The sequence below is a fragment of the Colwellia sp. F1 genome, from assembly GCF_056238625.1.
The window spans coordinates 69200-85364 of sequence record NZ_JBWDLI010000015.1; the positions used below are offsets into that span (position 1 = coordinate 69200).

Here is a 16165-nt window from a genome sequence, read left to right on the forward strand (position 1 = left end):
CTTTGGCTATACTGAACTCACTTAGGCTATACTAACCTTAAGTGACTAAAAGTAATTTTTAAATTAGTTATCATAATGTTAGCAATATTTATTAATAGGAAGTAAAAAAAGTAGATGCGCCCAACTCTGCAACTCCGAATAGGACAGCAATTAACGATGACACCGCAACTGCAACAAGCGATCAAGCTGTTGCAGCTGTCTACGTTAGAGCTTCAGCAAGAAATACAAGAAGTACTTGAAAGCAACCCTCTACTTGAAATAAGTGAACAAGACAGATCTAGCGCTGATACGGAAAATAGCGCTAACGATAGTTCAGAGAGACTTGAAGAGGCCTTTTCAGCCACAGCTGAAACAACGACCAGTGAAGAACCATCGGCAAGCATTGATGAAATTAGTACGACAGAAGCCATGGAAAAAAGTGATATTCCTGAAGAGTTAAACATAGATACAACTTGGGAAGAAAGCTACAGTGCCGGCACCTCAAACACTGGTGCTATTAGTAGCCCAGGAGAAGATTACACCTATCAAGGTGAAACAACTGACTCAATTCAAGATCACCTTTTATGGCAAATGGAGTTAACGCCTTTTTCTGAAACCGATAGAGCCATTGCCATAGCAATTATTGAAGCTGTAGACGATGCAGGTTACTTAACGGTTTCAAGTGAAGATATTTTAGAGAGTGTCGGGATTGAAGGGCTAGAGCTTGATGAAGTAGAAGCCGTTCTAAAACGTATTAATGTATTTGATCCTATAGGGGTTGCCGCGCCGTCGATTGCTGACTGTTTACTAATTCAATTAAACCAGTTTAGTTCTGACACTCCTTACTTAACAGAAAGCAAATTAATTATCAGAGAGCATATTGATTTACTGGGTAGCCGTGATTACCGTCAACTCATGCGTAAAACACGGCTGAAAGAGGATGACTTACGTGAAGTGATGCGGTTAATTCAAAGTTTAAACCCTCGCCCTGGTGATGTGATTGATAAAAGCGATGATCAATACGTGATTCCTGACGTTTCCGTAGAGAAAAAAAATGGCCGCTGGGTGGTTGAGTTAAACCCTGATAGCGCTCCTAAGCTGTCAGTCAATCAACAATATGCCGCCATGACTAAAACAACAAAGTCATCGAGTAACGACGGCCAATTTATTCGCGCTAATTTACAAGAAGCCAAGTGGTTTATCAAAAGTTTAGAATCACGCAACGACACTTTACTCAAAGTATCAAACTGTATTGTACAACGCCAACAAGGCTTTTTAGAACATGGTGAAGAAGCAATGCGGCCAATGGTTTTAAATGATATCGCTGAAGCGGTCGATATGCATGAGTCTACAATTTCTCGTGTAACAACACAGAAGTATATGCATACGCCACGAGGTATTTTTGAATTAAAATATTTTTTTTCAAGCCATGTTAGCACTGAAAATGGCGGTGAATGTTCGTCTACTGCTATTCGATCGTTAATTAAAAAGTTCATTTTAGCGGAAATACCTGCTAAACCGCTAAGTGATAGTAAAATGGCTGATTTACTAGCCGAGCAGGGTATTAACGTTGCTAGGCGCACAATAGCTAAGTATCGAGAGTCTTTAGCTATTCCACCGTCGAACCAACGTAAAAGTTTACTATAATCAGTAACTTTATTTTTAATTGAACTAAAGAAGGATCATACTTATGCAAATTAATCTTACGGGCCATCATGTAGATATCACTTCATCATTACGCAACTATGTTGAAACAAAGCTAGCCAAGTTAGAGCGTCACTTTGACCATATTACTAATGTTTACGTAGTATTAACGGTAGAGAAGTTAGATCAAAAAGCAGAAGCCACAGTGCATTTAAAAGGTAATGAAATTCATGCCTCTGCGGTGAATACCGACATGTATAGTTCAATAGATAATTTGGTTGATAAACTCGACCGCCAGATACTCAAATATAAAGGCAAAATAACCCAACATTAGCTTAGCGCCACCACTTAAATTATTATGACACTACAAAATATCTTAACACTGGACTGCACGCAATGTGCAGTACCAGTTCGCAGTAAAAAACGCTTACTTGAAAAAATATGTCAGCTTGCTGCCCAGGAATTAGGCAATGTAAATCCAACCGATCTATTAGATAGCTTACTGAGCCGAGAAAAAATGGGCAGCACAGGTATTGGTAACGGCATTGCCATTCCTCATGCTAGGCTCAGTAATACAGACAAAGCGGTTGCTGTTTTTTTAACCACTGAACAAGCCATTGATTTTGACGCTATTGACAACCAGCCAGTTGATATATTTATTTGTTTATTTGTCCCTGAAAATAACACACAGGAACATTTAGAAACACTGCAAAGCATTGCAAAGCTTTTTAGCGATCGTAAAACAGCTAAAAAAGTACGCAAGTGTATAAACCAAGAAGCAATGTTTGACCTGATTCAGCAAGCCATTTAAATTTTAAACAAGCAAAGTGACAACTTGTAACACCCTCGTTTCTCGACTTTTTTTATCCGCAATTGAGATTTAATATATGAAGCTTATAATTGTTAGTGGTCGCTCTGGCTCAGGTAAGTCTGTAGCATTAAGAGTATTAGAAGATTTAGGTTATTATTGTGTTGACAATATTCCCGTAAATTTACTGCCAGCATTAACGCACACCGTGATTAATGATTATGAAAATGTCGCCGTAAGTCTAGACGTGCGAAACTTACCTAACAACCCGCAAGATATAGAAGAAATCATTGAATATTTACCCAATGCCGTTGATGTTACCACCTTATTTTTAGATGCCGATGATAACGATCTGATTCGACGGTTCAGTGAAACCAGACGGTTGCACCCACTGATCAAAAATAATATCGCCTTAGACCAAGCCATAGCACTAGAAAAAGAATTGTTAACACCAATTTCAATCAATGCTGACTTATACATTAACACCAGCGAATTAAGCCCACACCAATTAGCTGATTTAGTGCGCGAGCGCATACTGGGCAAAAAAACGGGTAATATGGTGCTTGTTTTTGAATCATTTGGCTTTAAACACGGTATTCCAGCCGATGCTGACTATGTATTTGATGTGCGCTTCCTCCCTAACCCACATTGGGAAAAAGAGTTAAAACCCTATACTGGCTTAGAGCAACCAGTAATAGACTTTCTTGCCAGCCAGCCCATTGTCACTAAATTTATTTGGCAAGTTAATAGCTTTATGATGACTTGGTTGCCTCACTTAGAGCGCAATAACCGTAGTTATGTTACTATTGCTATTGGTTGTACAGGCGGCAAGCACCGCTCGGTTTATATTGCTGAATTATTAGCAAGAAACTTTATCAAAGAACAAAAAAATGTACAAACGCATCATCGAGATATAAAAAAAAGCATTGAGTAACGCCATTATGCCATCACATAAGCCTAAATTAGCAGCAAGCAGCACACCAACTGCAGAGACAGCGGATACCAATATCATCGTAAGTAAAGAAATTACCATTATTAATAAGTTAGGCTTGCACGCCAGAGCTGCAAGTAAGCTAGCCTTACTTTGCCAAAGTTTTTCGGCGAACATCACCTTATCGCTTGAGCAAAAAGAAGCTGACGCCAACAGTATAATGGCTATTATGTTATTAGCTGGCGGGCAAGGAAAAGTTGTAAAAGTAACCGCTCAGGGAGTTGATGCGCCAGCCGCTTTAGCAGCTATAAGCCAGTTAATTGGCGATAAATTTGACGAAGATGAATAAATAACATTAAATAACCAAAGCAATAAATAACATAAATATTAAGTCTATTAACCCTTCATTTGAGTGTTTAATAGCGTTGATATTTCCCTTTACTCTGTTGACTGCGTTTACCACGCTCAAGTAAGGTCGCTATGTCAGAAATAATAGAACAAGAAAATATCCAACAAAGACTACTGCAAGTCAATAGTGCCTTAGATAGTGGCATGTTTGTTTATGTACGTAAGCTATTACAAGGCATGTCTGCCTATGACTTAGCATTATTCCTTGAATCCTCTCCAGCTAAAAGCCGAGCAGTATTATGGCAGCTTATCGATAGCGAACACCACGGTGAAGTCCTTGAAGAACTAACTGAGGAAGTACGCAAAAGCATATTACCCAGTATAAAGCCTGAAAAACTCGCTGCTGTTGCCGAAGGCATGGATGTTGATAATTTAGCTGAAGTATTGCGTAACCTGCCCGACAGCGTTTATAGGCAAGTGCTCAATTCTATGGATTCCCAAGATAGAAGCCGGGTAGAAACAGCATTATCTTATGAGCATGATACTGCCGGCGGTATCATGAATACCGACACCATTACTTTACGCCCTGAAGTCAGTGTTGACGTAGTATTACGCTATTTACGGTTAAAGGGCCAACTGCCAGAAGCAACAGACTCTTTTTACGTTGTTGATAGAACCAATCATTTCATTGGTGCCGTTTCATTAGCCTCTATTGTCACGGCAAAACCTGAAGTTATCATTTCAACATTAATTGATGCAGAAATTGAAGTGGTGCAAGCCAACATGAGCGAGCAAGAAGTCGCACAATTATTTGAAAAATATGACTGGTTTTCAGCACCTGTTATCGACCAAAAAGGGCATTTATTAGGCCGAATTACCATTGATGATGTCATTGATATTATTCGTGAGGATGCTGAACATTCAATGATGAGCATGGTGGGCTTAGACGATGAAGCCGACACCTTTGCACCTGTGATAAAAAGTACAAAGCAGCGCTCATTGTGGCTAGGGGTTAACTTAGTAACCGCTTTATTAGCCGTTGCAGTTACCAGTATGTTTGAGGGACTTTTTCAACAACTAGCAGTATTAGCGGTCCTTAACTCTTTAGTACCGAGCATGGGCGGTGTTGCCGGTAATCAAACCTTAACTTTAGTTATTCGTGGTATGGCATTAGGTCATGTAGGTAATAGTAATGCTCGCGCGCTCTTACACAAGGAAATAGCCATAGGCTTTCTTAATGGTATTATTTGGGCATTATTAATTGCAAGCGTGGTCGCTATTTGGAAACAGGATATAATGCTAGGCGTCGTTATTGCTTTTGCGATGCTAATGAACATGACGGCAGCGGGCTTAGCAGGTGTTGCTATTCCACTAATACTTAAACGCTTCAACATTGACCCAGCGCTTGCAGGGAGCGTCATTATTACGACTGTGACTGATGTAGTGGGGATATTTGCTTTTTTAGGCACAGCAACCCTACTGTTAACATAAGGCTTAAGTGCTAGGTGTGAAGTGCGAGGTGTTAGTAACATTATTTACATCCCCATTCCTCAGCACTTCTGCTAACACCTGATGAAAAGATAAATTACTGGCCTGCCACCTGCATGTTATCGATTAAGATTGAACCTGTATTAATACTCCCGTGTTTATCAACATCAGCACCAACAGCGACAATACCTTTAAACATTTCCGCCAAGTTACCCGCAATGGTAATTTCACTAACCGGATACGCAATTTTACCATTTTCAACCCAAAATCCGGCAGCACCGCGAGAATAGTCACCATTCACCACATTGACCCCTTGCCCCATTAATTCAGTAACCAACAAGCCTGTACCTAAGGCTTTTAACATGGCATCAAAGTCTGCGGCTTTACTGCCTTTCGTTGTTATATTTTTATCCTTCACTAACCAATTATGAATACCACCAGCATGCCCCGTAGTAGTAAGCCCTAACTTACGGGCAGAATAACTGGTTAAGAGATAGGTTTGTAACACCCCATGAGTAATGATGTCTCTGTCTTTTGTCAAAACACCTTCATTGTCAAATGCGCTACTCGCGAGTGCTTTAGCAATATGAGGACGCTCATTAATTGAGAGAAAACTCGGGAAAACCTCATTCCCCAATGCATCTAATAAAAACGATGACTTACGATATAAGTTGCCACCGCTAATCGCGGCAATAAAGTGCCCCCAGAGGGTATTAGCAATATCAGCACGAAATAATACCGGCACCTTCATGGTCGACAGCTTTTGTGGGTTTAAACGTGATAGCGCTTCTTTCGCTGCTTGTTGACCAATACTTATGCCACTGTCTAATAATGAAAAATCACGATTAACGTCATAAGCATAATCGCGCTCCATAGCATCACCACTGCCAGCAATAACAACACAACTTAAACTGTGTCTTGAACTCGGATAACCCACCAATTGACCATGGCTATTACCATAAACTTTAAAGCCTGAAAAGCAATCTAAATTAGCACCGTCTGAATTAGTGATACGTTTATCACTATTTAATGCACTGTGTTCACATGCTTGAGCAATCTCTATCGCTTGTTCGGTGGTTAACGCTTTAGGGTGGTATAAGTCGAGATCTTTTGCTTGCATGGCAAGCAATGCTTTATCAGCTAAACCAGAGCAATCATCAACTGAGGTGTATTTAGCAATATTCACAGCGGCTTCAACGGCTTGTTTTAGCGCTTTTTCAGACAAATCAGCGGTTGATGCACTGCCCTTTCTTCCTGCTTGATAAACCGTGATTCCTAAAGCGCCATCATTTGTAAACTCAACATTTTCAACTTCACCAAGACGCGTACCAACACTCAGGCCTTGTTGACGACTCATGGCTACTTCAGCACCGTCTGCGCCTAAAGATTTAGCAAGCTCTAACACTGTCGCTACTCTGTTTTTTACTTGGTCAAGTTGTTCAATTAATGGATCACTAGCTTGGTTCACTTTGGTCATAGGTTATTATCTGCTTATGTTAACGTTAGTTTTGAATGTGTTTACAATTAGTTTTAGCGTATTTAGTTTTAAGGTAGCGCATTAAAAGATCAACTTCCGCTATTTTGCCATTTGCACGTATACCTTAAAAACAAAAATCGTACCAGTTACAGGGCTTTTGACGTATCAAGAGCACATAAATTTAGGCTATAATAAAAGTAATATTTATATAATTTACATTAGCAACTATTATGCCTCACTCAGCCAACGATATCGACGATTCAACCCCAGAAATAGACGAAGAATTAAAAAGTAAATCTGAAGTAAAGCGAGAAATGCACAAGTTGCAAGATTTTGCTCAATCTTTAGTTGAAATGTCAAAGCACCAACGCAGCCATATTCCTTTAAATGAAGAGTTAAAAGACGCCATGGTGGTGGCTGACAAAATTAAAAACAAGCATGAAGCGCTACGCCGGCATGTACGACATATCACCAAGTTATTACTTGAAATAGATCTTGAGCCTATTTATCAAGCCATTAGTGTTATGGAAAACAAACACCAACAAGCCACCGCCAAATTTTTGCGCTTAGAAGCTTTAAGAGACGAATTAATAGAGCAGGGCAATGATGCTATTGAAGCGCTGCTCACAGAGTTCGAACAAATGGAGCGACAAAAACTAAAGCAACTGGTGCGCAATGCAGCAAAAGAAAAAAAGCTTGAAAAACTAGGGAAACATTACAAAAATTTATTTGATTACCTTAAAGACAATAGTTAACAGTACTCCCTTAGGCGCTAGTAGGCTTTGGCACTCATATGCAAGCGCTAAAGCCTAGTCATTCGCGCCAAATTACTGGCTAATTACTGTGTACCTCCAATAGTCATTTCATCAACTCTTAAGGTCGGTTGTCCAACACCAACAGGCAAACTTTGACCGTTTTTACCACATACACCAACGCCAGCATCGAGTTTAAGGTCATTCCCAACCATAGAGACCTTTTTCATGGCTTCTGGGCCGCTACCAATTAAGGTGGCTCCTTTAATTGGTGTGGTTATTTCGCCATTTTCAATTAAATAAGCTTCTGAACTCGTAAAAACAAATTTCCCTGAAGTAATGTCAACCTGCCCGCCCGCAAAATTCGGCGCATAAATACCTTTTTTAACTGACTTAATAATATCTGCCGGACTTGACTCCCCCGCTAGCATGTAAGTGTTAGTCATACGTGGCATAGGTAAATGTGCATATGACTCTCGTCGGCCGTTACCTGTGGGGTTAACTCCCATTAAAGCCGCGTTATGCTTGTCTTGCATATAGCCTTTTAAAATGCCTTTTTCAATTAAGACATTATATTGTCCTGGCGTGCCTTCATCATCAATGGTCAATGAACCACGGCGATCGGCTATAGTGCCGTCATCAACAATCGTGCAAAGATCTGAGCAAACTTTACTGCCAACTTTTCCTGAAAAGGTTGACGAGCCTTTACGGTTAAAGTCCCCTTCTAGGCCGTGCCCTACAGCTTCATGCAGTAACACACCCGGCCACCCAGCGCCTAATACCACAGGAAACGTGCCCGCGGGTGCATCAACAGCGACCAAATTAACCAATGCTTGACGTACCGCTTCTTCAGCATAAGCAAGGTAGCGCGGTTTATCTATAAAAGCATTGCCAGCTTCTACTTCAAAGAAGTAGCTGTAATCAGTTCTAGCGCCACCGCCAGCACTTGCACGCTCACGCTTACCATTTTCCTCTACTAACACTGAACAGTTCAAGCGCACTAAAGGACGAATATCGGTAGCATAAGTGCCATCAGTTGCTGCCACTAATATTTTTTCATAAACACCTGACAAGCTCACAATAACTTGGCTTACGCGTTTATCTATTTGTCTAGCATGGGCCTCAACTTGGTGTAGTAAGTCTATCTTTTGCTCTTGTGTTAAACTACCAAGGGGCTCAACTGACTGATAAATTTTAATTGGCGAATCGCGTTTAAACGCTTGCACTTGTCCACCCTGCCCTGCATCAGCTATACCTTTAGCAGCGTCAGCCGCTTGCTGCAAGGCTAGCGGTGATATATCGTCTGAATAGGCAAAGCCTGTTTTCTCGCCTGATATGGCACGTACGCCAACACCGCGTTCAATATTATATGAGCCTTCTTTAACAATACCGTCTTCCAGCACCCATGACTCATGCTGACTAGACTGGAAATAAAGATCAGCAAAGTTAACTTGTCGCCCCATCATGCTATTTAATGTTTTTGATAAAAAATCGTCATCAATCTGGCTGTCTGCTAATAAAACTTGTTCAACATTATTCATTTATAATTCAACTTAACATTAGGTTTTTGCAGCATGCTGTAATGGCATGCTCGTTCGAATCCGTTTAATTTCCTGCGGGATAAAGTCACAACTTATGGCTCCCTCGCCTGTTTCAATGGCAGCCAATATTTCTCCCCAAGGGCTAATAATCATAGAGTGCCCCCAGGTTTCTCGCCCATTTTCATGAACCCCTTCTTGGCCAGCGGCAATAATATATACTTGGTTCTCTATCGCTCTTGCTTGCAATAAGGCTTGCCAATGTGCTTTTCCAGTAACACGGGTAAAAGCACTTGGTACAGTAATAATATCTGCGCCCATTGCGGTTAATTGTTGAAAGAGCATCGGAAAACGAAGGTCAAAGCATATCGTTAAGCCTATATTCACCAAAGGTGTTTTTACTACACAAGGCGTTTTTCCTGCTTGGGTAAAACGAGATTCACAGTAGTTTTTCTCGTTATCATCAATATTTACATCAAATAAGTGTATTTTATCATAACGCCCTATTAATGTTCCCTTTGAACTAAACGCACAACTACTGTTGGTAAATTTGTTTTTATCATCGCCAAGTAGAGGAATAGAACCAGCAATTAAGGTAATAGTATACTTTTTAGCTAAAGCACTTAAAGCTTTTTGTAGTCTGTTATTCGCTGCTGAATGCTGCGCTAGTATTAGTTGCGCATTGTCTTTTGCGCCAAAAAATAAGCAACACTCGGGCAACACAACAATATGTTCAACACCTTTATTGTGCTCGTTAATGCTGTCAGTTGTAAAAGCCGGGTTGGCATCTGTTAATTTTATCAGTTGCTGCTCAATAGCGTGCAAGTTATGCGCTACATCGGCTTTAGTATTCAGCTGAATAGCGCTGAGTTTAATCATTATTTAAGCCCTCTAAGTTGCTTTGCGTTTTGTTAGGCTCTTTCTTATTTAATTTATCTTGTGGTAGCGTTTTGGTACCTTCATTACTGTCGATAAACTCGGGTGGTTTAGAGCGCCCAACGCTCACATCACGACTTTTACGCTGTACTTCTTTAAAAGTCGGTGAACTAACATTGCCGGTCAGTTCAAAATTAAATTCTGAGACCACTTGTGAAGTTATCACTTGATCAATGGCAACACCGGCTAAAAATACAACAGGGTTTAAGGTGGCGATCCAGGCAAGCACCGGTAAGCTAGAGGTCAAGTTAGGCTTATAAGACATGCGGTAGTCAAGTGTATTAGTAACAAAGCTGGTATTACCTTGAATAAATAAATTACCCGCTGAGCCATTCATACGGGTATTATCTGTATATAAAACCCCTGACTTTATATGATAGTCACCTTCAATGTTTTTATAAAACATGCCATCACTAAAAATATCCCTAAAGTCTAATGTTAATTTTCTTACTAAAGATTGCAAGCTAAGTACTGAAAAAATGCGCGCTTTATCACTAACATCAGCTAAGTAACCGTCGTCAATAGCCGCTTTAACATCACCGTTTAAATTACTGAAGTTAAAGGCTTGTGGGCTACCCTGCCATTGTAAGTTAAAATCAAGCTTACCACCGCTGTCCCGAATAATGGAACCATAGCCTAAACGCTCTAATTCATACTCAATATTTTTTAAGGATAATGCACCATTTACATTGGTTACATACCCTGTTGCTAACTTGTGCCACTTTCCCGACAAACTCAGTTCTGCTTGCTCTCGACTTGCGTTAAAGTTTTCAAGTGTTATCGTTTTATCATCAGTTCTAAGTAGAGCAAAGCTAACAGTACCTAGGTCTAAATCATCAATTTGACAACGCTCACAGAAAAAATTTACAGGGGGAATGTTAGCAAATACTTCATCGCTATTTACTGCATCAGCTTTAATTTCGCTTTTATTTTTGTCAATGCTTTGCTCTTGCTTAGTCTCTGTAGTTGCCTTTAGAGGGGGGTTGGACAACGACGCTAACGGTGGCGTTTTTTTATAAGTTAAATTAAGAAAGTCAGCATTAATATCAATTCCTTGCGCTAGCCAATTTGGGGGTATTTTAATCTGGCTACGTGTTTCTTTCGCATTAAGCTCTAATAACCACCCGTTATTTTGATCTAGTAAATTAAATGAGACGTGATGGAAGTCTTGCCCAAGTAAGGCTAACTGACCAATAGTTCCCCTGATACGTTCAGGGTGAGCAAACAAAGCAGGTGCTTGCGCTAGTACAGTTTTTGGGGCGGTGTCCTGCGAAAGAGCTTGAGCAGTTTTTACCACTTTTACACTGCCATCACTATGTGTGGCATCCTCTGGTGTTTTCGCGGTTGAAATAGTGTGAATAATATCAGAGAGCAAGGGTTGCCATTCACTGGCATCGACCTGTGCAAGATTACTTGTTATATGAAAACCATTCATGGGTAAGAGCATTTCTTCCTTACCTAAAACAATATGTGCTCTGGCAAAGTGGTTACTATCGTGCGCTAACACACCAAAAAAACTGAGCTGCTCCCCATAAGTTGCATTGAACGTTGACTGGTCTTGCTGGCCATTGATTGCAATATTTAAAGGCATGGCTGTTTTTACTTGCTTATTGTAAGGCTGAGGTAATGTCAGGTTTAGCTGCTCAAGATCTGAGTCAATGGTAAATTGATAAGAAAGCCCCCCCTTATGGTGTTGATATAAAGATAAATCGCCTTGCCATTGTAATGACCCGTTAACATACTTTTTTAAATGCGGTGGTACATGCACAAGCCACATATCTTTGTTCCAGTTAGCCGCTAAAGCAATATGCGTATCATAGTAGTCCGTTTTATTTCGCCCCTTAACATTCACTTGTAAAGGTAAACCCTGCCAAGTTAATGTTAGGTCCTGAGTTGCTAACTCACTATTTTCAAATTTTAGTGATCCAAAAACATTTTCAAAATTCATTTGAGGTTTTTGCAGGGCAACACTATTACCTGCGAAGTGAATATTACCCTGTGCCAATACATCTTCTAAGGCATTTAAAGGCAAGTTTAAATGAAAGTCACCATTTATATTTCCTTTAACTTTTAATTGCTGTAATGCACTCCCTACACTGTCCTCAAATGGGCTTTGCATCATTAAATCAGTAACATTAGCGGCTAAGGTATCTTGAATTAACGCCGCTACAGTTAATGTTTGCTCATGTGCTAAGTTATCTATCCCAACTTGCACACCACTAACATCAAGCCCTGTTAAGTTACCTGAGCGGCCTGTAATTAGCATGCTCGTATTAGAAAAGTTTAGGTTAGCACTCAAGTCTTTGATCGCTGGCCAATGTTCATTAAATTTGAACTGCGCCTGCTCAACTTCTGCGTCAACAATAAAGGTGCCTGAATTATCAGCAAATGGAAATTTAGCCACATCACCATGGATCAGCACTTGTGCCTGTGTCAGGTTGCCCGCTATTAAGCTTGTATTTAAATAATCGACTAAGTCATTACTCATGATGCTAAGTGGATAATAGTGTCCTGCTTTACTGGCGTCACCATCCAGTACGTTGGCTAGTAACGACATTGACACAAGCCCTTCAGCGGGTGCGTTAAGTGCTAAATCACCACTTAGCTTTAATTCTTCCGAGCTTAGCGCAATATCATTCACAGTTAATTTCCAGCCGGTGTCAGCCATGGACAGACCAACTTCTGCTTGCAAAAGCTCATAAGGAATAGGCGCTACAAAGTGTTTATCAAAGTCTAAATGCCCTTGCTCTGCTTTTAAATTGACATGCAGGTATTGGTCGGTGAAGCTCAATTTACCTGAAACATTATCCATGCCCGGAATCGCTTGGCTGTATTGCGTTGACAGCTGGTTAAAAGTAGCAAGTGATTGAATATTCTCTGCGGTTTTTTTAACAAAAATATCTTTTGCTTGGCCAGTAATAGATAATTCAGACAGTAAGGCTCGGTTCTTGTCATTATTAATAAACAAAGGTGCTACGTGGCTAATTAACGATAAATCGAAAAATGATAAATAAGCAGCAAACTCTTGTGCCGTTTTGTGCATTGTAATGGTGTATTCTTCTGCTGCTTCGTCGTTAAATCGTAACAACATCGGCGTGCTATACAACTTGAAGCTGTCAGTTTGCTGCCCTTTAACCAATAATAACTGTCCTGCGCTTAAAGTTATGTGGTTTGTTTTTTCGATGACTTGAACATTGTCTTCACTACTTTTTTGCCAACTGCTTTCCTGCCAACTAATTACATTGTCATGCAGTGATAACTGTAAACGTTCAAGGTTACCCTCATTAACTTTCAACCAAGCTGAAAAGCTAATATCTGTTTTAATTTTATCATTATCTATGGTTAAAAAATCATCCAGCCATGGGGTAATATCAAGGTGGTTTGCTTCAACATAAACGGTGCCTGCTAACGTTTCAATCGCCGGCCCAAGCAAATCAATTTTTACGGTTAAGTTATTCGCGCTTAATTCATCAAAAATGATATTCCCTTGCGCTTGATGTCGCTCACCAGTATTCAACCAGTTTAAATTATTAATGCGAAAATGGCGCTCTAAAGCGTCACTCTCAATTGAAATATTACTATTGACTAAAGAGAAGCGATTAATACGGTTTAAAAAAATATCTGAAATTTTCTTAATGCTATCAAGCTGGCCATTGGTGTCTTTATTTTTTGTTTGATTATCCCAAACGCCTTGCGCTAAGTTGACCACAGCACCATCAAGTATCATATTACTGGAAATTAACCGCTGTGAAGTTAATGTGGCCCAAAAATCAATTTGTATTTCTAGGTGACCAACATAAACATAAGCATCTTGGGTATCAACTAAGGTAACCCTGTTCGCAATTAACGTTGGCCCCGAGCGTTGCCAGCTCATCCCCAGACCACCCAGTATAATGTTTGTTTGGTTGCTACTATTGATATAATGTTGAAAGTCTTGACGATAGTTTTCAACGTAAGGTAGGAACAAGCGAAACGCGCTGATCAATACCGCTAATAATACCAACATTATCGCCAGTATTTTATAGAGGCGGTTAAGCCAACGGTTAGAGACGCTTACAATTGACATTAATAATTTTGTTCCTAAATCATGTCTGTTTTATGATTAATTTATTGAGCTACAGCCACATTGACTACATCATTACTACATCAAATTGCTCTTGGGAATACATCGCTTCAGTTTGCACTTTAATTGATTTACCAATAAAAACTTCAACTTCTGCTAAGCTATGAAATTCATCATTAACCAAAAAATCACTAACCGCAGACGCCGCATAAACAATAAATTGGTCTGCATCATGCGCTCGATTAACACGGACAATTTCACGCAAAATCTCAAAACAGACAGTTTCAACTGTTTTTAGATTACCACGACCAGTACAAATAGGACATTCACTACATAAAATATGCTCTAAACTTTCACGTGTCCGCTTTCGCGTCATTTCAACGAGGCCTAGCGATGAAAAACCATGAATACTGTACTTAACATTATCTTTTGCCATGGCCATGTCTAAGCTACTTAATACACGGCGTTTATGATCTTCGTTGTGCATATCAATAAAATCAACAATGATAATTCCGCCTAAATTTCTTAACCTCAGTTGACGGGCAATAGCCTGTGTCGCTTCAATATTGGTACTGAAAATAGTATCTTCTAGATTACGATGCCCCACAAAAGCACCGGTGTTTATGTCTATGGTTGTCATGGCTTCAGTTTGGTCAATAACCAAGTGCCCCCCAGACTTTAGTTCAATTTTACGGTGCAGCGCTCGTTGTATTTCCACTTCAACCGAAAACAAATCAAAAATAGGCCTTTCACCTGGGTAGTACTCCATCACTTGTGTCAGTTCTGGGATAAACTCTTCAGTGAAGTTCACCAGTTGCTCGTGTGTTAGTTTAGAATCAACACGAATACGTTCAAATTTCACACCGACAAAGTCTCTTAAGACACGTAATGATAAAGACAAGTCTTGATATAATGGCAAATTAACTTGTTTGCGCTTTTTTCGCTCTTGTACTTTTTCCCAAACTCTGCGCAAAAACTCTGCATCGTGTTTTAATTCTTCTTCACCTGCACCTTCACCCGCAGTGCGCACTATGAAGCCTTGCTGTTCATCACAATACGGGCTAACAATACTTTTTAACCGTTTACGTTCTTCTACCCCTTCAATACGTTGGGATATGCCAGCATGACTCGCATGTGGCATCAACACTAGGTATCGCGATGCAATTGTAATATCAGTCGTTAAACGCGCTCCTTTTGAGCCTATTGGGTCTTTGACGACTTGCACCATTAGTAGCTGCCCTTCATGCACTAAAGCACGAATATCGGGTACTTGGTCGGTTTCTTCTTTTAAGATGAGTTTAGAGTTAATGTCTGATGCATGCAAAAACGCGGCTTTATCTAGCCCTATATCTATAAATGCGGCCTGCATACCTGGTAACACTCGGATGACTTTACCTAAATATATATTTGAAACAATGCCTCGTTTGGCTTCTCGTTCAATATAAACCTCTTGTAAAGAGCCATGCTCAATTAAGGCGACGCGCGTTTCACTCGGTGTTACATTGATCAATAACTCACTGCTCATTTAATATTAATCCCTTTGTGATATTTAATTTATGCTGAATTTAAGTTTAGTTAACCTTAAGTTGGTGAGCAACTAATGCTCGTTGGTAAACCTACCTGAGCCAGCAGTTGTGCTGTTTCATATAAGGGTAAACCAACAACAGCCGAGTAACTACCGTTTATTGCCGTTACAAATTGACCACCAATGCCCTGAATAGCATAAGAGCCAGCCTTATCACAGGGTTCTCCTGTACTCCAATAGCGTTTTATTTCCTCAGTAGTTAAGCTTTTAAAGTGAACGTTAGTTTCCACTATCTGGCTGAGTACTTGATTGTTTTCAGCTTGGCTAATAACCGCTATCGCCGTTAGGACTTGATGCTGCCTGTTAGCAAGCCGCTGCAAGGTTGCTATACATTCCGCTTCATTACCCGGTTTTCCTAATATTTCACCATCGATAACTACGCTTGTATCTGAGCCGATAACTACAGAGTTTGCTTGTTGCTGTACAGACAAGTAAGCAAAAATTGCTTGGGCTTTTGCTATCGCTAGACGCAGCACATAAGCGTTAGCACTTTCCTTAGCATGCGCAGTTTCGTCTATGTTTGCCGGTTGAGTACTAAATTGATAACCTAGCTGTGATAACAGTGCTTTTCTTCTGGGCGACTGAGATGCCAAAATAAGTTGTTTCATACGGGCTC

At 40.1% G+C, this 16165-nt stretch carries 13 protein-coding genes; 7 read left to right on the forward strand and 6 right to left on the reverse strand.

Annotated features, from left to right (window positions below):
- The first annotated feature begins 114 nt into the window (after positions 1-114).
- The 6 genes from AC0UA9_RS14065 (at position 115) to mgtE (ending at position 5201) form a co-directional block, all read left to right on the forward strand.
- The gene (locus AC0UA9_RS14065; protein ID WP_475660795.1) at positions 115-1626 is read left to right on the forward strand and encodes an RNA polymerase factor sigma-54; all 1512 of its coding nucleotides are present in this window, start codon (positions 115-117) and stop codon (positions 1624-1626) included.
- Between the two features lie 43 nt (positions 1627-1669).
- Positions 1670-1957, forward strand: coding sequence for a ribosome hibernation promoting factor (hpf, locus tag AC0UA9_RS14070; RefSeq protein WP_475660797.1), 288 nt, complete (start codon positions 1670-1672; stop codon positions 1955-1957).
- A gap of 24 nt (positions 1958-1981) precedes the next feature.
- The gene (ptsN, locus tag AC0UA9_RS14075; protein ID WP_475660800.1) at positions 1982-2434 is read left to right on the forward strand and encodes a PTS IIA-like nitrogen regulatory protein PtsN; all 453 of its coding nucleotides are present in this window, start codon (positions 1982-1984) and stop codon (positions 2432-2434) included.
- Positions 2435-2510: 76 nt separating this feature from the next.
- Positions 2511-3365 (forward strand): RNase adapter RapZ, encoded by an 855-nt coding sequence (gene rapZ / locus AC0UA9_RS14080; RefSeq protein WP_475660802.1) that lies wholly within the window; start codon positions 2511-2513, stop codon positions 3363-3365.
- Between the two features lie 7 nt (positions 3366-3372).
- Positions 3373-3711, forward strand: coding sequence for an HPr family phosphocarrier protein (locus AC0UA9_RS14085; protein WP_475660804.1), 339 nt, complete (start codon positions 3373-3375; stop codon positions 3709-3711).
- A gap of 131 nt (positions 3712-3842) precedes the next feature.
- Positions 3843-5201: a magnesium transporter gene (gene mgtE, locus AC0UA9_RS14090; protein WP_475660807.1), complete on the forward strand. Its 1359-nt coding sequence runs from the start codon at positions 3843-3845 to the stop codon at positions 5199-5201.
- Between the two features lie 94 nt (positions 5202-5295).
- Here the strand turns inward: mgtE and pmbA are convergent, their stop codons facing one another.
- Positions 5296-6675 carry a metalloprotease PmbA gene (gene pmbA / locus AC0UA9_RS14095; RefSeq protein ID WP_475660810.1) on the reverse strand — a complete coding sequence of 460 codons (1380 nt, stop codon included), beginning with the start codon at positions 6673-6675 and terminating at the stop codon, positions 5296-5298.
- Between the two features lie 230 nt (positions 6676-6905).
- Between pmbA and yjgA the strand changes: the two genes are divergently transcribed.
- A complete protein-coding gene (yjgA, locus tag AC0UA9_RS14100) occupies positions 6906-7430 on the forward strand; it encodes a ribosome biogenesis factor YjgA (protein WP_475660813.1) in 525 nt (174 codons plus the stop codon).
- A gap of 83 nt (positions 7431-7513) precedes the next feature.
- On the opposite strand, the gene tldD is transcribed toward yjgA, so the two are convergent.
- The 5 genes from tldD to AC0UA9_RS14125 all read right to left on the reverse strand — a co-directional run bounded on the left by tldD (position 7514) and on the right by AC0UA9_RS14125 (position 16157).
- On the reverse strand, positions 7514-8968 hold the full coding sequence (tldD, locus tag AC0UA9_RS14105; protein ID WP_475660815.1) for a metalloprotease TldD: 1455 nt from the start codon (positions 8966-8968) through the stop codon (positions 7514-7516).
- An 18-nt stretch (positions 8969-8986) separates the two neighbouring features.
- Positions 8987-9844 carry a carbon-nitrogen hydrolase family protein gene (locus AC0UA9_RS14110; RefSeq protein WP_475660817.1) on the reverse strand — a complete coding sequence of 286 codons (858 nt, stop codon included), beginning with the start codon at positions 9842-9844 and terminating at the stop codon, positions 8987-8989.
- Complete coding sequence (locus AC0UA9_RS14115) at positions 9837-13967, reverse strand: YhdP family protein (protein ID WP_475660820.1); 4131 nt, start codon at positions 13965-13967, stop codon at positions 9837-9839. The genes AC0UA9_RS14110 and AC0UA9_RS14115 overlap by 8 nt, the downstream gene beginning before the upstream one ends.
- A 64-nt stretch (positions 13968-14031) precedes the next feature.
- Positions 14032-15489, reverse strand: coding sequence for a ribonuclease G (gene rng / locus AC0UA9_RS14120; RefSeq protein ID WP_475660822.1), 1458 nt, complete (start codon positions 15487-15489; stop codon positions 14032-14034).
- A gap of 56 nt (positions 15490-15545) precedes the next feature.
- Positions 15546-16157, reverse strand: a complete 612-nt coding sequence (locus tag AC0UA9_RS14125; RefSeq protein WP_475660824.1) for a Maf family protein — start codon at positions 16155-16157, stop codon at positions 15546-15548.
- Between the last annotated feature and the right edge of the window lie 8 nt (positions 16158-16165).